This is a genomic window from Krasilnikovia sp. MM14-A1259 (assembly GCF_047159535.1).
GTDB lineage: Bacteria > Actinomycetota > Actinomycetes > Mycobacteriales > Micromonosporaceae > Actinoplanes.
The window spans coordinates 5,711,375-5,735,137 of sequence record NZ_BAAGAJ010000002.1 but is presented as its reverse complement, the minus strand read 5'-3'; the positions used below and the strand labels follow the sequence as shown (position 1 = coordinate 5,735,137).

The 23,763-nt window shown below is 73.2% G+C and carries 19 protein-coding genes; 10 read left to right on the top strand and 9 right to left on the bottom strand.

Annotated features, from left to right (window positions below; all coding sequences use genetic code 11):
- Positions 1–2: 2 nt before the first annotated feature.
- The 8 genes from ACMCNK_RS25950 to ACMCNK_RS25915 all read right to left on the bottom strand — a co-directional run bounded on the left by ACMCNK_RS25950 (position 3) and on the right by ACMCNK_RS25915 (position 11,318).
- Positions 3–2,186, bottom strand: coding sequence for an alkaline phosphatase family protein (locus tag ACMCNK_RS25950; protein WP_412738970.1), 2,184 nt, complete (start codon positions 2,184–2,186; stop codon positions 3–5).
- Between the two features lie 97 nt (positions 2,187–2,283).
- Entirely contained in the window at positions 2,284–3,039 is a 756-nt protein-coding gene (locus ACMCNK_RS25945) for a LamG-like jellyroll fold domain-containing protein (RefSeq protein WP_412738969.1), read from the bottom strand.
- Positions 3,040–3,162: 123 nt separating this feature from the next.
- A complete protein-coding gene (locus tag ACMCNK_RS25940; protein WP_412738968.1) occupies positions 3,163–4,491 on the bottom strand; it encodes an NAD(P)/FAD-dependent oxidoreductase in 1,329 nt (442 codons plus the stop codon).
- Between the two features lie 112 nt (positions 4,492–4,603).
- Positions 4,604–5,308, bottom strand: a complete 705-nt coding sequence (locus ACMCNK_RS25935; RefSeq protein ID WP_412738967.1) for a hypothetical protein — start codon at positions 5,306–5,308, stop codon at positions 4,604–4,606.
- Between the two features lie 98 nt (positions 5,309–5,406).
- The gene (locus ACMCNK_RS25930) at positions 5,407–6,381 is read right to left on the bottom strand and encodes a cyclase family protein (RefSeq protein WP_412738966.1); all 975 of its coding nucleotides are present in this window, start codon (positions 6,379–6,381) and stop codon (positions 5,407–5,409) included.
- Positions 6,382–6,395: 14 nt separating this feature from the next.
- Positions 6,396–6,983: a TMEM165/GDT1 family protein gene (locus ACMCNK_RS25925; RefSeq protein ID WP_412738965.1), complete on the bottom strand. Its 588-nt coding sequence runs from the start codon at positions 6,981–6,983 to the stop codon at positions 6,396–6,398.
- 275 nt (positions 6,984–7,258) lie between these two features.
- Positions 7,259–8,854 carry an alpha/beta hydrolase gene (locus ACMCNK_RS25920; RefSeq protein WP_412738964.1) on the bottom strand — a complete coding sequence of 532 codons (1,596 nt, stop codon included), beginning with the start codon at positions 8,852–8,854 and terminating at the stop codon, positions 7,259–7,261.
- A 118-nt stretch (positions 8,855–8,972) separates the two neighbouring features.
- A complete protein-coding gene (locus ACMCNK_RS25915; RefSeq protein ID WP_412738963.1) occupies positions 8,973–11,318 on the bottom strand; it encodes a putative bifunctional diguanylate cyclase/phosphodiesterase in 2,346 nt (781 codons plus the stop codon).
- Between the two features lie 188 nt (positions 11,319–11,506).
- On the opposite strand from ACMCNK_RS25915, the gene ACMCNK_RS25910 reads away from it, so the two are divergent.
- The 10 genes from ACMCNK_RS25910 (at position 11,507) to ACMCNK_RS25865 (ending at position 21,306) form a co-directional block, all read left to right on the top strand.
- The gene (locus tag ACMCNK_RS25910; RefSeq protein WP_412738962.1) at positions 11,507–12,589 is read left to right on the top strand and encodes a glycosyltransferase family 2 protein; all 1,083 of its coding nucleotides are present in this window, start codon (positions 11,507–11,509) and stop codon (positions 12,587–12,589) included.
- A gap of 37 nt (positions 12,590–12,626) precedes the next feature.
- Positions 12,627–13,100, top strand: coding sequence for a GNAT family N-acetyltransferase (locus tag ACMCNK_RS25905; RefSeq protein ID WP_412738961.1), 474 nt, complete (start codon positions 12,627–12,629; stop codon positions 13,098–13,100).
- Positions 13,100–14,140, top strand: a complete 1,041-nt coding sequence (pseI, locus tag ACMCNK_RS25900) for a pseudaminic acid synthase (RefSeq protein ID WP_412738960.1) — start codon at positions 13,100–13,102, stop codon at positions 14,138–14,140. Before ACMCNK_RS25905 ends, pseI begins: the two co-directional genes overlap by 1 nt.
- A 25-nt stretch (positions 14,141–14,165) precedes the next feature.
- Positions 14,166–15,749, top strand: a complete 1,584-nt coding sequence (locus ACMCNK_RS25895; RefSeq protein ID WP_412738959.1) for a hypothetical protein — start codon at positions 14,166–14,168, stop codon at positions 15,747–15,749.
- On the top strand, positions 15,746–16,879 hold the full coding sequence (locus ACMCNK_RS25890; protein WP_412738958.1) for a hypothetical protein: 1,134 nt from the start codon (positions 15,746–15,748) through the stop codon (positions 16,877–16,879). Before ACMCNK_RS25895 ends, ACMCNK_RS25890 begins: the two co-directional genes overlap by 4 nt.
- Positions 16,876–17,886 (top strand): hypothetical protein, encoded by a 1,011-nt coding sequence (locus ACMCNK_RS25885; RefSeq protein WP_412738957.1) that lies wholly within the window; start codon positions 16,876–16,878, stop codon positions 17,884–17,886. The genes ACMCNK_RS25890 and ACMCNK_RS25885 overlap by 4 nt, the downstream gene beginning before the upstream one ends.
- 303 nt (positions 17,887–18,189) lie before the next feature.
- Positions 18,190–18,672, top strand: a complete 483-nt coding sequence (locus tag ACMCNK_RS25880; RefSeq protein WP_412740996.1) for a fluoride efflux transporter FluC — start codon at positions 18,190–18,192, stop codon at positions 18,670–18,672.
- Positions 18,669–19,028 (top strand): fluoride efflux transporter CrcB, encoded by a 360-nt coding sequence (crcB, locus tag ACMCNK_RS25875; protein WP_412738956.1) that lies wholly within the window; start codon positions 18,669–18,671, stop codon positions 19,026–19,028. The genes ACMCNK_RS25880 and crcB overlap by 4 nt, the downstream gene beginning before the upstream one ends.
- A gap of 52 nt (positions 19,029–19,080) precedes the next feature.
- Complete coding sequence (locus tag ACMCNK_RS25870; RefSeq protein WP_412738955.1) at positions 19,081–20,199, top strand: serine hydrolase domain-containing protein; 1,119 nt, start codon at positions 19,081–19,083, stop codon at positions 20,197–20,199.
- Between the two features lie 54 nt (positions 20,200–20,253).
- On the top strand, positions 20,254–21,306 hold the full coding sequence (locus ACMCNK_RS25865) for an MBL fold metallo-hydrolase (protein ID WP_412738954.1): 1,053 nt from the start codon (positions 20,254–20,256) through the stop codon (positions 21,304–21,306).
- A gap of 67 nt (positions 21,307–21,373) precedes the next feature.
- Here the strand turns inward: ACMCNK_RS25865 and ACMCNK_RS25860 are convergent, their stop codons facing one another.
- Positions 21,374–23,761: a hypothetical protein gene (locus tag ACMCNK_RS25860; RefSeq protein WP_412738953.1), complete on the bottom strand. Its 2,388-nt coding sequence runs from the start codon at positions 23,759–23,761 to the stop codon at positions 21,374–21,376.
- Between the last annotated feature and the right edge of the window lie 2 nt (positions 23,762–23,763).

The window sequence follows — 23,763 nt, the reverse complement described above, 5'->3', positions numbered from 1 at the left end:
CATTAATACTGGTGAGTTCGCGAAAATCTTGTCGGCGCGCCGTCGCGACTCGCCGAAGCCTGCGGCAGCTCATTCCCGCCCGGCGGCCGGGACGGGAGCCCTGGTTCGGGCGGATTGCCCCGCTCCACCGCCTGGCTCTCACCGGCGGCGTCCACCTCGGGTCCGACCGGTTCCGCGCGCAGCCCCAGCATCACCAGCCAGTCGACGAGCTGATGGTGCAGCGCGTCCGGCCCCGCGAGCGCGTCGGAGCGCAGCGGCCAGTCGGACGGGTGCACCAGCACCGCGTCGGTCTGCCAGCCGCCCATGCCGCCGTGCGACCCGACGAGTTCCTCGAACGCCGCCACCTCCCGGGTGACCGGGTCCACCGCGCTGATCAGCACGAGATCCCCCAGGTGCGCCGAATCCTGGTGGCGCAACAGGTCCGCGCGGGCGTGCGGCCCGTACGGCAGCAGCGGGTCCGCCCCCTCGACGCGCCCGTCGCGCAGGTGATGGCTGCCGCCCCCGCCGATCGCCACCGGCCCGTCGGTGTCCGCGACGACGACCAGTCCGATGCCCGGATGCCCGGCGAGCCCGGCGATCAGCCGCGGGTACGCCCGCTCGATCGCGTCCCGTCCCAGCCGCTGCGGGTCGCCGGTCACATAGAGCAGGGCCAAGTTGCCTGACGACACCACCAGCAGCGGGGCCACGGGCCCCTTGGGGAACTCGGGCTCCTCCGTGGCCTCCTGCTCGGCGGGCGACACCGGCTCGTCCACCGGCGTGGCGGCGAGCCGGTCGACGACCCGGGACAGGGTCTCGCCGTACCGCTGGCGGAACGTGGCGCCCTGGCTCTGGCCGTGGTCGGACAGCACCACGAGGTGGTAGCGGCGGGCGGCCTCGGGGGCGAGGCGTTCCAGGGCGCCGAGCATCCGGTCCAGGTTCTCCAGCTGGCGCATCGACTCCGGCCGGGCCGGGCCGGCGTGGTGCGCCACCTCGTCGTAGTCGACCAGGTCGCAGTAGATCATCGGGGCGCCGCGGGCCATCTGCTCGGCGACCAGCGACACGTTCACGTCGCGCAGCAGCATCGAGGCGGGGCGCAGGGCGAGGAACGCGCCGGAGCGGCTGACCCGGGGCAGCAGGTTGCGGCGGCGCTGGAGCCGGGCCTGGTGCAGTTCGGTGAAGACCTCGGCCACCCCGAGCACGAGAGCACGGGTGAAGCCGTACGGGCTGGCCATGAACGCCGCCCAGCCACGCGCCGACCGGCCCGGCAGCGCGGCGTGGCTGACCGTGAGCAGGTTGGTCGTCGCGTCGCCGGAGAACGCGTTGCCGATGCTGACCCCGCCGTCGGCGAGCAGGCCACGGCCGTCGCTGAGGCGCCGCTCGATGGCGGCCGCGTCGCGGGGCCGGTTGGCGACCATGAGCCGGCCGATGTCCTTCTCGTACCAGCGGAACGCCGGGATGTGCGCCGACGCGCCGTGCAGGATGCCCGCCTGGGCGGCCGGGGTGGTGGACGGCAGCCCGGTGTGCCAGCCGCGCATCGTGTGGCTGCCCGAGCGCAGCCACGTGCCGATGGTCGGCAGGTTGCCCGCCCGTACGGCCCAGCGCAGCACCGGCTCGGCCACGCCGTCGAGCTGCACCACGAGCATGCCGGGTTCGGTGCCGGGGTACGTGCGGCGCAGCGTGAACAGCCGCCGCCCGGAGCGTCGGCGCCGGACCCCGCGCATCAGCCGCTGGGCTTCCTGGACGAACGTGTCGTCGCTGCCGCTGTCGGCCATCCAGTCCAGGATCGCCGCGAAGATCACCGCGAGGATGGCGGCCAGGACCACGCCGGGGAAGCCGCTGACGCGTTTGGACGGGTCCAGTTCGAGCGCGACCGCGATGATCGTCACCTGGGCGACCACTCCGAGCAGCATGGCTCCCCACCCGCCGAGGGCGATGACGCCGGCGAGCAGCAGCGGCCGCAGCACCGCGCCGACCACGGCGACGAGGACAACCAGCCCGAGGGTGTCGAACACGTCGGTGCTGCGGACCCCCGGCATGAGCCAGAGCGTCAGGGAGAGCACCACGAACGTCACGAGCGCGCTGCGCAGCGCCCGGCGCAGCCGGTTGCTGACCCGCCGCCACGCGATCAGCGCGCGCAGCTCCGCAGCCCAGCCCCGGGTGGCCGGGACGGGCACGGGGTCGCGCGGGCTGGGCGGACCTACGGCCACTCGGACACGATCGCACAGCGCAGCGAGCCGTGGACCCGCCGTGGCCAACGCCACCGCGCGGAGCGGGTCGCCCGTACAGGTGGAACCGGCACGGCGGTCAGCCGATCCGGACCCAGACGTCGTCGATGCCGCCGTGGAACTGGTCGTTGTCGGCGTAGGCGCCCTTGCCGCCGATGCTGAGCGGGCACCAGTTGACGACCGTCAGCAGCGGCGGCACACGCCGCTGCCCCTGCACCACACCGTCCACGATGATCCGCAGCCAGCCGCCGCGGCGTTCGCACTGCAGCGTGTGCCACCGCCCGTCGGCGATGCTGATCCGGCTGCGCGCCATCCGGATCCGCGGCTCGAGGACGCCCACGAGCACGCAGCTCGGCCGCCCTGCGGCACCGTCGACCTGCAGCTTGTACTGGCTGCTGGTCCGCGAGTAGCCCTTCTGCACGATGTTCTGGCCGGAGCTGGTCTGGGCGGGTGGCAGCAGCACCGTGGCGCCGAACGCCAGTGGCAGGAAGCCCGGGTTGAGCGCGGCCGAGCTGCGCGCCTGCAGGACGGCGTGCGGGCACCGGCCACCGCTGCACCTGGCGGGGAACTCGATACCCCGGCCGGTGTTGTGCGCGATGGCGCGGACCGTGCCGCGGTGGCGGGCGACCAGACGCAGCGTGTGGCCGTTGCCGGAGTCGTCGTTCCCGGTCGCGGTGTCGAAGCCGTACCGGGCGACGAACCCGGTGGCGTCCTGCCCGGTCGGCGCGGGCGCGCCGGCGGGCTCCCCGATCGGCCGTTGCGCCTGCGCGGGGGCTGACGTCAGCAGGAGGCAGGCAGCCGCGGCAGCCGCCAATGTGTACGAATGGTGACGCATCTCGGAATTATGGCTTTTTAGAATGTTTCCGCACGATCAAACAGATTGGCGGAACGGCCTAGAGTAACGGACCGATCGGTCCAATCCACGCAAATTGTCACTAAAACCCCAAAACGACACAGGTCAGTGCACGCTGTCCTGCTTCCCCGGGTACGCGCTGTCCAGCGGAACCGCGCGCGCGGGCACCAGGCCCAGCTGCACCCCCTGCCGCGGCAGCAGCGTGTCGAGCAGCCAGTCGGCTGCCACCCGGACCCGGTTCCCGGGCATGGACAGCAGGTGGTAGCCGCGCGTCACCACCTTGGCGGGCAGCCCCGACAGCGGCACCCCCAACGGGTTCGCCGCCGCGTCCAGCCCGCCGAGATCCACCACGAAGCCGAGATCGTGATGCCGGTACGCGCGCCGCCGCCCCTGGCCGTACGAGGCGGCGATGTTGCCCGCCACGGTGGCGCCCTGGCGGGTCGCGTGCTGCGCGGTCATCCCTGTGATCTCCCCCGGACGCGTCAGGTCGGGCACCGCGGCCGCGTCGCCGCACGCGTACACGTCCGGGTGGCCGGGCACGGTGAGGAACTCGTCCACCACCAGCCGCCCGTGGGCCATCGGCAGGCCCAGCGTCGCCACCAGCGGGTCGGGGCGCACCCCGACACACCAGATCAGCGATCGGGTCGGCACGAACTCACCGCTGCCGGGCGCGGCGCCCCCGGGCGCCCGGGTCAGCCGCACCCCGGCGTCCGTGGCCTCGGCGACACCCGTGCCGAGGCGCACGTCGACACCACGGGTCTGCAGCACCCGGTCCGCGGCGGCGGACAACCGCGAATCGAGCTGCGGCAGCACCCGGTCGGCCGTATCGAGCAGCAGCCAGCGCGGCAGCCCACGCAGCGCCGGGCGGTGCCGGGTCAGCTCCTGCGTGAACACCACCCCCTGCGCGGCCACCTCGGTGCCGGTGTAGCCCGCACCGACCACCACGAACGTCAGCCGCGCGGCGCGTTCGGCCTCGTCGTCGGCGGTGTCGGCCATCTCGACCTGCCGGGTGACGTGGTCGCGCAGATACAGCGCCTCCGGAATGTCGCGGAAGCCGTGCGCGTACTCGGTGACCCCGGGCACGGGCAGCAGCTTGTTCACACTGCCCACGGCGATGACCAGGCGGTGGTAGCCGAGCGTGCGCGCGCCGCCGTCCGGGTCGGTGTAGCCGACCGTACGCGCGTCCAGGTCGAAGCCGGTCGCCTCGCCCAGGACCAGCCGAACCCCGGGCAGGGCGCCCCCCAGCGAGACCGACACCCGGCGGGGTTCGAGGATCCCGGCGGCCACCTCGGGCAGCAGCGGCAGATAGAGGAAGTAGTCGGTCGGGTTGAGCACCACGATGTCGGCGCTGCCGCGGGAGAGCTTCGCCAGCGTACGGGCGGTCTGGAAGCCGGCGAACCCGGCGCCGACGATCACGATCCGGGGGCGAGCCATGGGCGTCCTTCCGTGGACGGGCGCCCGGGGCGCCGGGAACCACCGATGCCTGCCTCGCCCACGCTAGCGAAGACCGTCGATCACCGCACGGCGGGCGGCGTCGCGTCCGGCGCTAGAGAACTTCCTCGGGGCGTACCGGCTGGCCGTCGCCGCCGCCCTTCTTGCCGAACAACCGGAAGCCGCGGCGCTTCTTCTCCGGCGCCCGGGTGGTCTCGCCGTTGAGCACCGCCAGGCGGTGCTGGGCGACCGGGTTCTCCGGCTCCAGCCGCAGCGAGGTGAGGAACGCCTGCCGCGCCTGGTCGGTGTGGCCCAGCGCGTCGAGCGTCACACCGTGGGTGAAGTAGTAGTGCGCCTCGTGCGGGTCGAGCCCGATCGCCGTACGGGCGGCCTGCTCGGCGTCCGCGATCTGCCGGTCACCGGCCAGCAGCGCCCAGGCGACCCGGTCGTGCCAGAGCGGGTTCTTCGGCTCCGCGATCACCGCCCGGTACGCCATCGTCACGGCCTCCTCGTGCCGCCCGAGCAGGGTCAGCGCACGGCTGGCCGAGGCGAGCGGACGGGGGTCCTCCGGGACCAGGTCGATCGCCCGGGTCGCCGCCACGAGCGCATGTTCCGCCTGGCCGAGCGTGAGCCGGATCCGGGCCATGAGAATCCACCCGGGGGCCGAGCGGGCGTCCTGGGTGAGCACCAGTTCGAGGTGGCTCGCGGCCTGGACAGGGTCGACCCGCTCGTACAGCGCCGCGGCGCGGGCGACACCCAGCTCGGTGGGTGAGAGCTGTCCGGCGTGAGTCTGGCTCGGGGCCTGCGCGAGATCGGTCATCGGGTCGCTCCGGCCTGCGGAAACATACGGCTCACACGGTCATCATCGGCACCGGTGCACAATTTCTGAGCCGATTCGCCGGAAAGTCCCCAGCCGGGTCACCCCGTGGGTAGCCACCCGGCCGACCGCGCATGATCGTGCGGCTCCCTCGCCGGCACCGCGGCGAACGCCCGCACCGGGAACGTGCCGAAGCCCGCCACCCGGGGCGGGGCGGCGGTGAACCGGGCCCCGGTGGGCGGCAGCTCGGCCAGCCCGGTGAGATGCTCCACGATCGGGATGCCCGCGGCCAGCAGCAGCGTGTGTGCGGGCCGCTCCCCCGGCCCGTCACCCGAGATGTCGTCGATGTTGACCGCGTCGATGCCGACCAGCGCCGCACCGTGCTCGACCAGCCACGCCGCTCCGTCCGCGGTGAGGTACGGCGCGTCCAGCGCGTACTCGGGGGTGCCCCAGCGGGCGTCGCCGCCGGTGTGCAGCAGCACGGCCCGCCCGGCGACGTCGTGGGCGGCCAGCGCGCCCACGTCGATCCCGCGCCGTCCGCCGCCCAGCGTGCGCACCACCACCGCGGGCAGGTCGGCGAGCCGGTCCAGGGGCAGCCCGGCCAGGTCGGTGCCGTCCGCGTACCGGTGGATGGGGCTGTCCAGATAGGTGCCGGTGTTGCCGACCATCGTGATCCGGCCGATGGCGAACTCGGTGCCCGGCGCGTACCGGTCGCGGGACTGCTCGTGGGTCAGGTGTGCGCTGATCTCGGGCGCGGGCAGCCCCGGGTACGTGGTCATCCCGTCGGCGATGACGTGGCTCAGCTCGACCAGCCGCACCTGCTCGCCCGGGCGGGGCAGCGCGGAGGTGTCGGCGGGGCCGCCGCGGGTGCCCTTGTGCGGCTCGGCGAAGACCCGGACCCGGTCCAGTTCGACCCGGTCGACCATGAGCAGGCTCAACGACGCGACGAACAGCGCTCCGATGTCCGCATGGGTGACGTCGGGGTGCGGGACGTCCACCCGGAAGCCCTGGGTCTGCAGGGCGCCGCCGTTGCGGAACGTCACCGTGGCGTCGAACTCGGCCCGGTACTGCAGCACGGCCTCTCCTCGGGTCACGTCAGCTCGCCCACCGCTTCCACGATGAGCCAGATGCCGAAGATAGCGAAGAGGGCGGCGGCGCCGTACTTGATCGCCTTTTCCGGCAGGTGGCGGCCGAGCAGGCGGCCCACCATGATCGCGAGCGCGTCCGCGGCGACCATGCCCACGGTGGAGCCGAGCCACGTGCCGAACCAGCCGTGCTGGGTGGCCAGCGTGATCGTGGCGAGCATGGTCTTGTCACCCAGCTCGGCCAGGAAGAACGCGCCACCGACGGCGAGGATTGCCGATCCGGAGGCCCGTTCGGCCTTGCCCTGCTCCTCCGGGGTGAGCACGTCACCGCGCAGCGTCCACGCTCCGAACGCGAGGAATGCGAGCCCGGCGATCAGCGAGATCCACCCGGTGGGCAGCGCCGCGCCGAGGCCGTACCCGATGCCGACCGAGACGGCGTGCACCAGCGCCGTGGCCGCGGTGATGCCGATCAGCACCGTCCACGGCCGGAATCGGGTGGCGAACGTGAGCGCCATGAGCTGCGACTTGTCGCCCAGCTCGGCGACGAAGATGACGGCGAAGCTGATCGCCAGTGCGGAGAGGAAACCGTCCATGGGGGCCTTCCCGGTCTCAAGGCCGGGCCTGGGCGCTGGGCGACCTCGACCCGGCCGCGTGTGTGCAGCCAGAGCCGAAGGTCTTGCTCGCCTCTCGCGAGGCCACGTGGCCGGGCGCGGAACGCACCAGTATGTCGACCACGACGTTGGGAGCTACTCCCCTTCGCTGCCCCGACGATACCGGTCCGACAAGGGCGGCCTGCCAGCGCCGCGGGCTGTGAGCCTGCCGACAGCGGCGGCACCGGGTGGCACTCACCCGGCACCGCCGCTGGCGTTCAGCTCGCCAGGACGAACCGTTGCAGGTCCGCGCGCAGCACCCCGGCGGCGCCGGGGCTCTTGCCGGCCCGCGCGGACGGCGTGGGCTGCGGCAGCGGCGGGCACTGCCGGTCGGAACGGTTCCCGGCGACCCGCGCGGGCAGGGCACCGGTGGCCAGGTACGCGGCGACGGTGTCGTCGACGCACGCGATTCCGGACAGCGAGCCGGCGTGCGTGGTGCCGCCCACCCCTTCGACCAGGACGGCCCGCGGGTACCGGCGGCGGACCTCCAGGCTGCCCGGGTACGGCGTGGCCGCGTCGTTGGTCTCGCTGATCAGCAGGATCGGCGGCACCTTGGTGCCGTTCACGTGCACCGGCGTACCGGCCGGGGCCGGCCAGGTCAGGCACGGCGCGTTGAACCAGGCGTTGGCCCACGTCTCGAACGGCGCCCGCTTGTACACCCGGTCGTTGTCCTTGCGCCAGGTCGAGAACTTCTTCGGCCACTGCACGTCGGTGCACTGCACGGCAAGGTAGATGGCGTACCCGTTGTCGGCGCCCGGGCCCTGCGGCTGGCCCTGGTCGTACAGGGTCTTCAGGCCGCTGAAGTCGTGGTCGTTCACCCACGCGGAGAACGCCTGGGCGACCGCCTCCCAGCCGAAGACGTAATACCCGGCCGACAGGAAGACGTCGGTCAGCTCGTCGCCGCCGATGATGCCCCCGGCGGGGTTACGCAGCAGTTTGGCCCGCTCGGCGTAGAACAGCTTCTGCACGGCCCTGGCGGTCTTGCCGAGGTGGTAGATGTCGTCGTACTTGGCGACCCACGTGAAGTAGATGCCCATGTTGCGGTCGAACGCGATGTCCTGGTCGAGGTTCGCGGCGTACCAGACGCGGCGCGGGTCGACGTTGCCGTCGAGGACCATCCGGCGGACCCGGCTCGGATACAGCGTGGAGTACACCTGACCGAGGTACGTGCCGTACGAGAAGCCGTAGAAGTTGATCTTGTCGGCGCCCAGTGCCTTCCGCAGGCTGTCCATGTCCTGCACGGTGTCCGTGGTGCGCAGGTGCTGGAGCAGCGGGCCGCCGGCGGCGGCGCAGTCGCGGGCGTACTTGGCGGCCTTGGCGAGCCAGAACTTCTCCAGCTTGCGGGAGGTCGGCACGTAGTCGGGCCGGTCGTACGAGAAGTAGTTGCCGTCGCAGCTCAGCGCCGGGCGGCTGGAGCCGACGCCGCGCGGGTCGAAGCCGATCCAGTCGTACGCGTCGCCCGCGTGGCCGGGCACGAACTCACCGAGTACGGACAGGACCAGCCCGGAGCCGCCGGGCCCACCCGGGTTGACCAGCATGACGCCCTGGTACTGGGCGGCCGGCACCTTGTGCTGGATCCGGGAGACCGCGAGCTTGATCGTGGGCCCGGACGGGTCGTCGTAGTCCAGCGGCACGGTGAGCAGGCCGCATTGAGCGCCGCGCGAGTTGAGCGCAGGGTTGTCGCAGGTGCCCCAGCTGATCGGGCCGGGCGCGTAGCCGTCCTCGCCGCGAACCGGGTCCGCCTGGGCGCCGGTTGCCACCGCGGCGCCGAGCACCATCCCTAGGACGGCCCCGGCCGCCAGATGTCTTCTCATTCCCACCCTTTCGTATGTGTTTCACCACATATCGTCCGGTTTGGGAATCTACATCCGGGCCGTCCACGCCGAGACGACCACGAGATTCTCGGCGTGCCAGAGGGGCTGAAGCCCCTGGTCAGGCAGACATCTGCCAGGCCTGCGGGACCGCTTTGATCGTCCGCGGTGCCAGCAGCTTCGCGAACTGCTCCGGCGACATCGGGCGGGAGAAGTGGTAACCCTGCGCCGCGATGTAGCCCAGCGACAGCAGCAGCTCCGCCTGCTCCGACGTCTCGACGCCCTCGGCGACCGCGTGCAGACCCAGCACCTGGGCCAGGTGGATCACCGCGGCGGCCATCGGCACCCGGCCGTCGATGTTCGCCTGGGTGAACGACCGGTCCAGCTTGATCTCGTCGATCGGGCAGTCGTGCAGCATCGTCAGCGTCGAGTGGCCCGTGCCGAAGTCGTCCAGCGACACCCGCAGGCCCAGCTCGCGCAGGTCGTGCAGGTTGGTGATCGACTGCCCCGGCTCCAGGGCCATCGTCTCGGTGATCTCCAACGTGATCCGGTGCGCCGGCAGCTTGTGCATCTTCAGCAGGCCGCCGACGAAGTCCGCGAAGCCGGGCTCCCGCAGGTCCCGGGCCGACACGTTGATGTTCATCATGTGCGGGGCCGCGTCGCCGTGCTCGCCGATCCAGTCGGCGAACTGCTGGAACGCCGTCTTCATCACCCAGCGGCCCAGCGGAACCACCAGGCCGGTGCGCTCCGCCACCGGGATGAACGCGTCCGGACCCAGCGTGCCGCGCGTCGGGTGGGCCCACCGCACCAGCGCCTCGGCGCCCATCAGCCGGCCGTCGTCGAGCGAGACGATCGGCTGGTACAGCAGGAACAGCTCCTCGCGGTCGATCGCCTCGCGCAGCTCGGCGCCGACGTTCGCGTGGTCCGACCCGGTCGCCATGTTCGGGTGGTAATGCAGGTACGCGGTGCCCGACACGTTCTTCGCCGCGTACATCGCGATGTCCGCGTGCCGCAGCAGCAGGCTCGCCTCGTCACCGGAGCTGCCGTCCGCGATGCCGATGCTGGCCCGGATGGGCAGCTCGTGCCCGTCCGCCACCACCGGTGCGCGCAGCGCGGCGACCATGCGGTCCGCGGCGAGGTCCGCCGCGGCCGGGTCGGCGCCGTCCAGCACGACCACGAACTCGTCGCCGCCCAGGCGCGCCACGGTGTCCTCGGCGCGGATGCAGCCCGCCAGCCGCTGCGCCACCGCGATCAGCAGCAGGTCGCCGACCTCGTGGCCGAGCGAGTCGTTGACCACCTTGAAGTCGTCCAGGTCGATCAACGCCACGCTGACGTTGCGCTCGCCGGGGGCGGTCAGCGCCTTGTTCAGTCGCTTGTGGAACAGGATGCGGTTGGGCAGCCCGGTCAGCGCGTCGTGGTTCGCGCCGTGGTCGAGCTGGCGCAGCAGCCGGGCATTGTCCCGGAACGCGGTGACCTGGCGCAGCACGACCAGCGTCGTGAGGGCCACGGCCGCACCGACCACGACCGCCGCGTCGGCCCGGTCGTCCGACCGGAACACGTACAGCAGGAGGCCGTCGACCGCGGCGACCGCGGCGTACGGCAGCACGCTGTACACGCGACGGCGCTGCATGGTCGCGACACCGCGGCGCGGGCCGAAGTCGGCGTGCCGCTGCCGCTCGGCCGCCCAGGCGGCCAGGAAGAACACCACCGGGATGCTCAGCTCGGTGGGCAGCAGCCGGGGGTCGTGCGCCAGCAGGACGGGCTGCAGGACGGGGGCGACCGCACCGATGAACAGCGCGATCGCGACCAGCCGCAGGCCTTGGACGTCGACGAACGCGCAGCCCGTGAGCAGGACCTTGACGACCGTGAACACGGCCACCAGCGCCAGCACGATCAGGGCGAGCGAGGCCATCAGCATGCTGTCGTGATCCGAGCCGAGCTGCTCGCGGGTCACGAAGTGCCAGAGGAAAACCGCGGCGGCCAGGATGACCGTGGCCGCGTCGAGCACGATCCGCAGCAGCGCGCCGACCGAGTGCTTGCCCAGCGGCAGCCGGTACAGGGCGTGCCCGACGACGAGCACGGCACCCGCGCCCGCGGCCAGCATCACGGGGCCGGTGTGCGAGCCGCCGTCGCCGGTACGGGTCAGCACGTAGATCGCCTGCGCCGACTGGGCCACCCCGGTCAGCAGCGCGGCGACGGTCACGGACCGCCAGAAACGGCGGGTCGGCTCGGGCAGCGTGGCGGTCGTGGCGGTACGCCAGCAGACCGCGGTGGCCAGCAGCGCCGCCACCGGTGTGCTGAGCCACAGCAGCACCGCCGGGCCCACCGGGTGCACCACGTTGATCACGAACCACACGGACGACAGCAGCATCAGCAGCCCAGACAGCCGCAGCAGGCGGCTCATCGCGCCTATGCGCATGACCTGCCCTCCGGCCCCGGGCGCATGCAGCACCTCCGACGCGCCCATACGCTGCCCCTTCCGACGGTTCTCGCCGGGTCAAATCGACCGGGCGGACCCCGGGTGAAGGATTTCCCCCGACTTCAGGGCGGCCTCCGCGCCGGTGGCGTGGGCGATCGATGGGCGGCACGGAAGGGACATGCTCCGGCCAACCGGGGTTTCACGGATCGTCACCCGGACCCGCGAACGTGAGGCCGGTGGAGAACGTACTGCTCTCGATCGTCGTCCCCGTGTACGCGGTCGAGGGCTACCTGTACCAGTGCCTGGAGTCGATCCGGGCCGGACTGAATCCCGCCGAGTCGGCCCGCGTCGAGGTCATCGCGGTGGACGACGCGTCCCCGGACACCTGCGGCGCCATGCTCGACGCGTACGCGCAGCGCCACGGCGACCTGCGGGTCGTGCACCTCGACCATAACGTGGGCCTGGGCGGCGCCCGCAACGCCGGCCTGGAGCGGGCCCGGGGCGCGTACGTGTGGTTCGTCGACAGCGACGACTGGCTGCCCGCGGGCGCCGTGCGCGAGGTGCTGGAGAAGCTTCAGCAGAGTACGCCGGACGTACTGCTCGTCGACCACCTGCGCGTGCACGAGAACGGTCGGCTGGAGATCGACGCCAGCAGCCACCTGCTGCGCGGGGTGCCCGGCGCGGTCACGCTGGCCGACCGGCGGGCACTGCTCGGGGTGCAGCACACCGCGTGGAACCGGATCGTCCGGGTGGACCTGCTGCGCCGCCTGGACCTGCGATTCCTGCCCGGCTGGTACGAGGACATCCCGTTCACCAACCCGGTGCTCATCGCCGCCGAACGGGTCGCCGTACTCGACCGGGTGTGCTACCACTACCGGGTCGGCCGGATCGGCGCGATCACCGCGACCCGCAGCGACCGCCACTTCGAGGCGTTCAGCCAGTACGACCGGCTGCACGAGTGGCTGGACCAGCACGCCGACGAGGCGTGGCTGCGCCTGGCCGTGTTCACCCTGATGATCAACCACCTGCTCGTGGTGGCCGGCAACGACAGCCGGCTGCACGCGAGCCGGCGCCGCGCGTTCTTCCGCCGCATGGCCGCGCACCACCGGCGCTACCGTCCCGCCGGCTACCTGCCGCCCGCCGGGACGGCCGGACTCAAACACCGGCTGGTCAGCCTGAACAGCTACGTGCTGTACGCGGCACTGCGGCGGGCGTACCGGGCGACCGGGCGGGCCCCGGCCGACGCCGACTCGACATCTCCGGTTTCCCCGGCCCTCGCCCCGGCGCCACAGGAGGTCAAGCCGGCGCCCATACGGTGACGCGCTCCGGCTCCCCCGATCGAAAGGTGCTGCCTGCGTGCTCCGCACTGCCGTCGACGCCGACCGCGACACCGTGCTCGCCTGGCGCAACCATCCCGAGGTCCGGCGGGTCAGCCTGACCACCCACGTGATCGCGGCACCCGAGCACGCGGCGTGGTGGCGGGCCGCGACCGCCGACCCGGGCCGCCGGGTGCTGGTCTACGAACAGGACGGCACGCCCGCCGGAGTGGTGGCCTTCGACCTGCGGCCCGACCCGCCGACCTGGTCCTTCTTCCTGGACGTCGCGGGGCTCGGCGGCGCTCTGCTGCCCGCCTGGCTGCGCCTGGAGGACGAGGCGGTGCGCTACGCGTTCGGGGAGCTGGGACTGGACCGGCTGGGCGGCGAGACCCTGGCGTGGAACACCGCAGTCCTGGCGCTGCACCGGCGCTTCGGGTTCCGCGAGACCCGCAGATACGAACGACTGGTCGACGGCACCGCCCAGACCGTGGTGTGGACCGAGAGAGGCAAGTGATGATCGTCAACGGCGTCGAGATCGGGGCGGGGCAGCGGCCATACATCGTGGCCGAGATGTCGGGCAACCACAACGGCTCGCTGGACACCGCGCTGCGGCTGGTCGACGCGGTCGCGGACGCGGGCGCGCACGCGATCAAGCTGCAGACGTACACCGCGGACACGATGACCGTGGACGTGCCGCACGAGCGGTTCCGCATCTCGGCCGGGCACGACCTGTGGTCCGGCGAGTACCTGTACCAGCTGTTCCAGCGGGCGCACACGCCGTGGGAGTGGCACGAGGAGATCTTCGAGCGGGCCCGCGGGCACGGGCTCACACCGTTCTCCAGCCCGTTCGACGCGACCGCGGTCGAGCTGCTGGAGAAGCTGGACGCCCCGCTGTACAAGATCGCGTCCTCGGAGATCACCGACCTGCCGCTGGTCCGGCTGGTGGCGAGCACCGGCAAGCCGGTGATCCTGTCCACCGGGATGGCGAGCGTGGCGGAGATCGGTGCCGCGGTCGACGCCGCCCGCGGCGCGGGCTGCACCGACCTGGTCGTGCTGTCGTGCACCGCGTCGTACCCCGCACCGCCTCAGGAGAGCAACCTGCGCCGCATCCCCGTACTGGCCGAGACGTTCGGGGTGCCGGTGGGGCTCAGCGACCACACGCTCGGCATCGGCGTACCGGTGGCCGCGGTGGCGCTGGGCGCCTGCCTGATCGAGAAACACGTGACGCTGGACCGCGGCGACGGCGGCGTCGACTCGGCGTTCTCCCTGGAACCGCACGAGGTCGCCGCGCTGGTCACCGAGTCCGAACGGGCCTGGCAGGCGCTCGGCACCACCCGGATCGGGCCCACCGCGGCGGAACGGGAGAGCCTGCGTTTCCGCCGCTCCCTGTACGTCGTCGCCGACGTCCGCGCCGGTGACGTGGTGACCGGGGCGAACGTCCGTTCGATCCGCCCCACCGGCGGGCTGGCCCCGGACGCGATCGGCACCGTGCTCGGACGCACGTTCCGGCACGACGCGGCGAAGGGCACGCCGCTCACCTGGGAACTGATCTGACCGGCCGGAAGGGCGAGGCAAGCACGTGTGGCTCAACGCGAACAACCGGGAACTCCAGTGGTTCCTGGAAGCCGCAGCGGTCTACTGGGAGAAGAACCTCCCCCGCGCGGATGACGACGCGGCCGTCGTGGTCGAGATGTTCCACCAGGACATCCGGGTCAACCTGCGGAACCTCGCGTTCGCCAACGCGATCCGGCGGCTGCGTCCGGCCCGGCTCGTCGTGCTCACCGGCGTCGAGGACCAGTGGCGGCGCACGCTGTGGAACGGCTTCGACGTCGACACGGTCCGCCAGATCGCCCAGGCGTACGGGGCGGACGAGGTCATCGACGTGTGGGCGGCGGTCCGGCGCGAGGCCGAGACCCCGGAGCTGGACGACGTCACGGTGACGGCGTACACCGACGCGACGTACTGCCGGCTGGCGAAGGTGCCCCGGCTGCCCGCCGACCACGCCACCCGGCCGGACTACCGCCTGCGCCGCCGGTACGCCGGCGGCCTCGCGGCCCGCTACGAGCGCGTCTTCGCAGGCCCGGTGGTCGCGCTGGTCACCAGCCACGTCGACTACGACCAGTGGGGGCTGGCCGTCGAGGTGGCCCGCCGCAGGTCCGTGCCGATCATCCACACCCAGCAGACCGGCTGCCTCAAGGCGTACGGGCTGTTCCCCGAACACGACACCCGCACCGGCACGTTCCGGGAGGAGTTGACCCGGCTGATCGGCGACGCGTTCGAGAACCAGGTCTGGCCGCAGCGCGACGGGTTGCGCCGCAGCGCCGAGCTGGTGGCCTGGCGGGCCAAGGTCAATCTGGGTCGGCCGAGCTGGTGGCGCGGCGGGGTGACCGCCTCGGTGGACCTCGGCAACCCGGCCGAGCGGGCCCGGATGCGCGCCAGCGTGGTGTCCCGGCTGGGCTTCACCGCGGACCGTCCCCTGGTGACCGTGTTCAACCACGCCGTCTCGGACGCGCTGGGCACGAACCGGGAGCTGTTCGGAAGCCTGGCCGACTGGTTCGCCGACACGGCCGACTACGCCGCAGGCAACACCGACGCCCAGTGGCTGTTCCTGGACCACCCCAGCCAGAAGCTGTACGACTCGACCGGCTTCTTCGACTCGGTCGCCAAGCGCCACCGCAAGGCCCGGCACGTCGTGTTCCGGCCGAGCGCCACGCTCAGCAAGAACGCCCTGTGGAGCCTCACCGACCTGGGCGTCACGGTCCGCGGCAGCGTCAGCAACGAGCTGCCCGCGTACGGCATCCCGGTGCTGCAGGCCGGGTGGTCGGAGTGGAGCTCGTGCGGACTGTCCACGGTCGTCGACGACACCGACGCGTACTGGAAGACCCTGGAGAGCAGCATCGCCGCGATCCGCGACGGCGCCGACCTGGTCACCGAGGAGCAGGTCCGCCGGGCCCGGCTCTGGCTGTGGCTGTACCGCAGCGGCACCGACGTGGTCACCCCACTCGTCCCACAGTGGGAGGTGTGGCCCGCGGACACCCTGCTCAAGACGATGCGGGCGGCGTACCGGCACATCGAGGCGGACGCGGACCCGCTGTTCACCGCGGTGCAGCGGATGTGGACCCGCCAGGAGCCGATGCTGACCCGGACGGACTGGTTGGCGTGATCGGCACCTGGTTCCGCACCGACTTCGACGGCCCCCGCGACGTCGTCGACCTGCCCGTCGAGGCGGCCGCCGGGCGCGACCCGGCCCTGTGCATCGTCGACCAGGTGATGCGCGGCACCGGCATCCTGGGCCGGGTGACCGGCGAATTCGGCGCGGTCGCGCTGCGTCTGCGCGGCACGGCCGCGCCCGTGCGGGTGACCGTCGAGCTGCACCTGGACGAGCTGGGCACCCGCTGGTGGTCCGACCGGGTGCGGCCGCCGCGCACCGACCCGGAACGTCCCCGGCTGGTGCTCGTCCGCGCGCAGGGGCAGATCCGCGGGGCGGCGCTGCTCGCCCGCCGCCAGGGCTGGCGCGCGGCCGCGGGCGCCCGGGCCACGGTCGCGTTCGATCTGCCCGCCGGCGAGCTCGACGGCGACGGCGTACTCGTGGTGGAACTGGCCGAACCCCCACGTCCGTCGTGGGCCCGCACCCGGTTCTCGTCCGGGTCCGCGGTGGGCCTGCGCATCGACCGCATCACGGTACGGCCGGCCCCCGCCCCGACCGCAGTGGTCCCCGCCCCGTCCGACGGCGCCTCCGGGTGCGATCTGGCGTTGCTGCCGCCTGGCGCGGCCGGGGTGTTCCGGCTCGACGTGGCAGCAGTGCCGCCCGCCCCGCCGGTCCCGCGTTCCCCGTCGAACCGGTGGACCCGCCAGATGCCGTCCCGCGCGGGTTTCAAGGTCCTGCGCATCGCCCGCCGCGCCGCGCTGCGGGCGCTGGCCCTGGCGCTGCCCGTGCCACCACCGGGCCGCCCGGACGTGTTCGCCGCCGATCTGTGCACCGGCGCCGACGTCGGGGTGGAGGTCGTGGCCCGCCGCCCGCGCGGGCTCGACCTGCGGCTGACCGAGGCGGCCGCCGGACCGGTCCTGCTCGGCCTGACCCGGGCGAACCGGCGCCTGTCCCTGCACGTGTGGCCCGCCCCGGCCCCGCAACCTGATGCCGCGGCCCACCCGGACAACGCCCAGACCGGCGCGGCTCAGACGGACGCGGCCCAGGCCGGCGCGGCGCAGGCCGGCGCGGCGCAGACGGACGCGGCCCAGGCCGGCGCGGCGCAGGCCGGCGCGCAGCCCGCGGCCGGCAACCGGGCGCGATGATCCACCGACCGGTCCTGACCGCCGACGCGGACCGCAACCGCCGCGTCCTGCAGGAGACGCTGGACACCGGCGCGGCGGGGAAACTGGAACTGCCGCCGGGCCGCCACCCGATCGCCGGCGGCCTGCGGGTGCCCACCGGCTGGACGATCCGGGGCAGCGAGGTCACCGGCGCGAACGGCGGGGTGCCCGGAACCTGGCTGGTCTCCTCGGGCAGCACGGGCCAGCCCGTCCTGCACGTGCTCGGCTCGGACGTGTCGGTCAGCGACCTCGGACTGTGCCCGTCCCCGGCCGATCCCGGCGAGCACGGCGGCGACCGCGGCACCGCGATCACGGTCGGCGAATACCTGTACGCCGAGTCACCGCAGTGGCAGGCCCGCATCGACGTACGCCGGGTCCACGTGTCCCGGCCCGCGGATCGCGGCGCCAACTGCGTCGCGGTGATGGGCGCGGTCCGGGACGTCACGCTGCACGACCTCACCGTGCGCGGCGGTTGCACCGGCGTCGCGGTCCACTGGGGTGCGGTCGGCGCGGACGTGTCCTCGATCGTGGGTCCGACCTACCATCCCCACGGGCTGTCGGTCACCGACCTGCGGGTCCGGGACGCGATCGAGGGCTTCTACCTCAGTTCCGTGCACGACGTACGGGTGTCCGGGGCGTGCCTGCGCGACGTCGAGATGGGGTTCCGGCTGCTGCCCGGCGACAACACGGACCGGTTCGTCGCCGTACCCGACATCGGCGCCCGGATCGACATCGCCGACGTGTGCGTCCGCTGGACCGGCCCCCGGTACGCGGTCCGGGTCGCCGGTTGGGGCCGCAGTGAGGTGGACGGCGAGGTCACCGTGCTGCGCTACGCCGACACCGTGATCCGCGACTGCCGCCTGGCCGGGACCGGCCGGGCCGACGCGTGGTCGCCGATCGTGGTGGAACGGGCGGCCGGGGTACAGCTGCGCGGCATCCGGGTCGACACGGCCACGGACGACTGCTGCGCGCTGGGCGCCCGCGCGTGAACTCCGGGAAGGGCAACATTCAACCCCATCGCCTACAGTGGACCACCGCCGCACCGGCCGGCCCGCGACGTCCCTCTCCGAGCGCGCCCCGCGCCGACCGCCCGCGGCCCTGGAACGGCCGGGGTGGGCGCCGCCACGCCCGCCCCGGCCCCGTCCCGCCGGCGGTCGGCTAGCCTGAGGTTCGGAGCATGCGCTCCACGGCGGTGGGGCCCGCCGATCCCGCCGCGCGGGGTGCACCGCGACGAGCCGTCGCCAACGGTCCCTGCCAGGCAGACGCTGGTAGGAGGCGGTGTGCACGCGTCCATGTTCCCGATCGACCCGGATGTCGACCTGCATGTGCCCGAGGAGCGGACCGAGCTGCGCCCGCACCCGGCGCGGCTGCTGGGCACGATCGCGGCCGGGGGCGTGCTCGGCGCGCTGGCCCGGTACGGCGTGACGCTGGCGTGGCCGCATGCGCCCGGGTCGTTCGCCTGGTCCATCTGGGTGATCAACGTGAGCGGATCACTGCTGATCGGCGTACTCATGGTGTTGATCGCGGAGGTGTTCGGAGACCGCAAGCTGGTGCGGCCGTTCTTCGGCGTCGGCGTCCTGGGTGGTTACACGACGTTCTCCACGTCGATCGTCGACGTCCAGCAGGCCGCCGCGCACGGGGCCGCGGGCACCGCACTGCTGTACCTGGCCGCGACGCTGCTCGGTGCGCTGCTGGCGGTGTGGGCCGGGACGGCCGCCACCGAGGTGCTGGTCGGACGCCGGACCGCCCCGGGCACCCCGGGGGAGTCGCGGTGACCTTGCTGCTCGTGGCGTTGGGGGCGGCCGTCGGGGCCCCGATGCGCTACCTCGCGGACCGGGCGGTGCAGGCCCGCCACGCCTCGCTGTTCCCGTGGGGGACGTTCATGGTGAACGTGTTCGGCTCGCTGGTGCTCGGCCTGCTCACCGCGCTGCCGCTGGGACACGCCTGGGCGGCGCTGCTGGGCACGGGGTTCTGCGGGGCGCTCACCACGTACTCGACGTTCAGCTTCGAGACGATGAAGCTGGCCCGCGACGGGGCCCGGACACTGGCGGTGGCGAACGCGGTGGGCAGCCTGCTCGCCGGGCTCGGCGCCGCGTACGTGGGGCTGCTCGTCGCGGGCACACTCCGCTGACCTCCCGGTATGCCCGTCTCCCAAGTGGGAAAGTAGTCCCGGAAGGGGGCTGATGACGCACAAGCAGAACTTGGGCGCCCTGCAGACCCGGGTGCAGAAGGCGGTCGACGGGCTCGTCGCGTCCGGCCGTGAGCGCGGCGTGCAGGTGGCCGCGTACCTCGACGGGCGGCTCGTCGTGAGCGCTGTCTCCGGCATGGCCAATCCGGCGACCGGCCAGCAGGTCACGCCGGACACCCTGTTCTTCGGCTACACCACGGGCAAAGGGCTGGCCGCCACGGCGGTCCACGTGCTCGCCGAGCGCGGGGACATCGACTACGACATGCGGCTGGTCGACGTGTGGCCCGAGTACGGCCGGCACGGCAAGGAAGCCACCACGCTGCGGCACGTACTCACGCACTCGGCCGGCGTGCCGGCCCTGCCGTCGTACACGATGCCCGAGGACCTGCTCGACTGGAACCGGATGTGCCGGACGATCGCCTCCAGCTCACCGCTGTGGGAGCCCGGCACCCGGCACGGCTACCACGCCTGGACGTGGGCCTGGCTGGTCGGCGAGACGGTGCACCGGGCGACCGGCCGCACCGTGGCGAAGGTGCTCGCCGAGGACGTGGCGCGGCCCCTGGACGCCGATCGGGAGCTGTACTTCGGCGTGCCCGTCTCGCAGTTGCCGCGCCTGGCCCGGCTGGAGGACCGCAACTGGTCCGCCGCCATTGCCCTGGCCAGCGCCCATCTGGAGAACTTCGACAAGATCGCCCCGCCGGGGGTACGGCCGGAAGCGGCCCTGGGCAACCGGCGCGACCTGCTGGTCACCGACCTTCCCGCGGTGGGCTCGGTCACCGCGCGCGGCCTGGCCCGCATGTACGCGGCCCTGATGGACGAGGTGAACGGCGTCCGGCTGATCTCCCCGGTACGGCTCAAGGAGATCACGACGGTGGCCACGCACGGCCTCGACTGGGCGTACGGTGGCGAGGGGCCCAAGACACTCGGGTACGCCTCCGAGGTGGGCGGCACCCGCATCGGCTACAGCGGGATGGGCGGCAGCGTGGGCGGCTTCTATCCGAGGCACCGGCTGTCGGTCGCCTGCCTGAAGAGCTACCTGGGCGTGGACGACGGCGACCCGATGGAGGGCATCGCCGCGATGATCCACGCCGCGGTGGCGGGCGTCGGACACTGAGGAGATCGTCACAGCAGGGGTTCACGGGCGGCCCCGCGCGGTTAACGTCCGTTAATGGACACGGCAACGGGCCTCACGGTCACCGGCGTGGCGCAGCAGGACGCATGGCGGCGCCGGATACTCCCCCCGGTCGAACGGGTACGGCCCGGCCTGTGGTCCATCCCCGTGCCGATCCCGCACAACCCGTTGCGGTACACCCTGTCGTACGCGTTCGTCGGCGACGCGGACGTGGTCGTCGTCGACCCCGGATGGGACACCGCGCAGGGGCGGGCCGCCCTCACCGACGGTCTCGCCGCCGCGGGCGCCGCCCCCACGGACGTCACCGGGATCGTGGCCACCCACATCCACCCCGACCATCACGGCCTCAGCGGCTGGCTACGGGAGACCGCGGGCGCCTGGGTCGCGATGCACCCCGCCGAGGCGCGGAGCCTGCCCGCCCGGGCGTGGAACGACGAGCGCAGCCCCAACGACCCGGCCTGGCTGCTGGGCCACGGCGTCCCGGCCGACGCGTTGGAGGGGCTGTTCTTCGCGGAAACCGGCATCGCGCACCTGATGGCGCTGGCCGAGCCGGACCGGCTCATCGAGGACGGCGACCTGGTGCCGATCGCCGGGCGGGCGGTCCGGGCCGTGTGGACCCCGGGGCACACACCGGGCCACCTGTGCCTGCGGGACGCGTCCGCCGGGGTGCTGCTCACCGGCGACCACCTGCTGCCCCGGATCAGCCCGACGATCGGGGTCCACGAGGGGCGCAGCTCCGACCCGCTGAGCGCGTACCTGGAGTCGCTGGCGAAGGTTGCCGCGTACCCGGACGACGAGGCCCTGCCCGCGCACGAATACCGCTTCCGGCGGGTGCCCGCCCGTGCCGCAGACCTGATCGCCCACCACCGGGAACGGTCCGCCGAGATCCTGGCCGTGGTGGACCGGCTGGCCGCACCGACCGCGTGGGCCATCGCCGCCGAGCTGACCTGGTCGCGTGGATGGGCCGCCCTGGAGGGCCTGACCCGGCGTCTGGCACTTGCAGAAACGGTCGCCCACCTGCACCACCTCGCCGCGACCGGCGAGCTCGTCGCGGACGGCGACGCACCGCTGCACTGGCGCCGCCGCTGATCACCCGCCGAGATTCCGTATGGGCGCTGATCGGCGCGCCCCCGACGCTCACGCCGCAGCCAGGCGGTCAGGGCAGCTCGTATATCGTCACCGGTCCATCGGTTCGGCGGATCGTGGCCAGCTCCGACAACCGGGGTGCGACGGGACCTGCCCGGCGGTCCGCGAAAAGCCAGCGGACCCGATGCACCCGGCGCAGCTCCGCCAGGTCTGCGGCGGTGGGGTCGGTGAAGGCCCGCTCGTTGCGGGCGTACAACCCGGGATCCGGGGGCGGCTGGAACATGTACTTGCGGCCGCCGACGCCGTTCGCGGCCACCGCCGCGTCCGAGTAGCCCCAGCTCTCCACGAGGACCCGGCGCCCGCCCAGCGCCGCCACCCAGAACGCCCGCGCGTCACACACGTGGCGGTTGCGTACCGGCTGGCAGTGCACGTTCGTGGCGACCACGTCGTCGGGGCCGGCATGCGCGTCGAGCCACTGGGCGGCGCGCATCTCCGGCGTCGTGACGTACCGGTCCGACAGCTTGCTCGGCCCTTGCGCCTTGTCCAGGTTGTCCACGACGGCGGCGACGCCGGTACCGAGACTGCAGCCCAGCACCGCGGCCACCGCGGTCGCCGCAAGCGAGCCCGCGACAGCACGGCGATCCGGGACAACGGCGGGTGCTCGGCGACGCACCGCGAGGGTCGCCGCGGCGATGACGATCAGCAGGATCGCCAGTCCCGCCAGCGCGCGCACGGCGGGCACCGCCAAGGCATGCCTCCAGCCCTCCATGGTGGGCACGACGGGCGCGGAAACACGCGGCGCGAACGCGCCCCAGAGGGCACCGAAGGTCGCTGCGACCGCCGCCACCACCGGGCGCCACCAGCCGCCGCCCGCGGGAACGAGGACCGCGAGCAGCCACACCGTGAGCACCGCGCCGTACGGCACCGCGCCGGTGAAGAAGTACAGCTGGCTGGCTGAGGGGTGCCACAGCAGCCACATGGCGCCCGCCCCGGCGACCGTGGCCCCGCCGAGCAGCCACGCCGCCGGATCGCGGCGGGTCGGCCGGATCCCGAGCGCGGTCAGGCCGAGCAGGCGCGGCGTCTGGGTCAGCACCCACCACCCGAGGACCGTGATGATGAACCACCGCTGATCGGGCGTGGCCGCCCGTACGCTGGGCAGAATCAGCCCGTGGTGCCCGGGGCCGTCGTGCCGCCCCAGGGTCAGCTGGTAGGGCGCGGTCCAGTTGAGCGCGGAGAACGCCTCGACCGCCAGGGTGCCCGCTCCCCCGCCCGCGAAGACCCGGAACCCCAGGGCCATCGCACCGACCAGCGCCCCGGCGAGCCCCAGCACCGGCCACAGAGGACGCCGCGCCTCGGTCCCATCCCTGTGGCGGCGCGCCTGCCACCAGGCGACCGCCCCGCCCAGGACGGCGCCGACGACCAGCGGCGGAAGGGCGCTCGATTTCGCACCGGCGCACGCGAACGCCAGCGCGGGCACCAGCACCCACGCCCGGCCCAGCGGCCGGCCGCGCAGCGCATCCGCGGCGAGCACGACCAGCAGCGCGGACAGCGGCAGCGCGTAGATCTGCGAAGGGCTGGCGAACACGGCCGGGCTGCCGACGAGCAGCCCGCCGGGCGCACCCAGGGTGACCGGCAGCCCGACGAACGCCGCGGCGGCCGCCGCCGGGCCGGTCCACCAGCGGCCCGCCAGGTCCCGGGCCAGGACCGCGATCACGAACGCGGCGGTGACCAGGATCGGCAGGAACCACAACCGCAGCAGCACGGTCGCGGGCGGCACTCCGGTGATCATGCTGGCGGCGGCCATGTGGGCGTCCGACAGGTAGTGGTAGCGCAGGGACTCCCCGGCGAGCTGCGGCACCTCGAACGGCATCGTGCGGGTCATCTCGCGGACGAGCGCCAGGTGGTACATCAGGTCCTGGTAGTACACCGCATTCGCGGGCGGCAGCGGGTTGGTGAGCATCGGGTACCCGCCCCAGCCGACGATCAGCAGGGCGACCCCGGCCATCAGCCACGACCAGGCGACCGGCAGCGGGCGCCGTTCGCCGATCCGCCAATGTCGCCGCAGCCGGGGCACGACCACAAAAACGACCACCACGGGTACGGGCCACCAGCGCAGCGCCGCCTGCCACCCGGCGGCGGCGGACACCGCCCACGCGGCCAGCTCCAGCAGCAGGCCGGTGGCCGCGCCGAGGCCGAGATCCTCGGGCAGGTTGCCGCGGCTGCCCCGCAACGCCCGGTACGCGAGCGTGCCGGGCACGACGATGGCCAGCGCCCAGTACAGCGCGTACGCGGCGATGTCGGCGGCCCGGGTGCCCGTGACGTGCAGTGTCCAGCCCGCGGCGGCGGCGACCACCGGCCACGGAAGTACGGCCGCCAGCCGGCGCGGACGGTCCACGCGGAGCAGGCCGGTGCGGCGCCGGGGAGCATGCGGCGCGGCGCGCTCGGCGAGGGTGACCATCG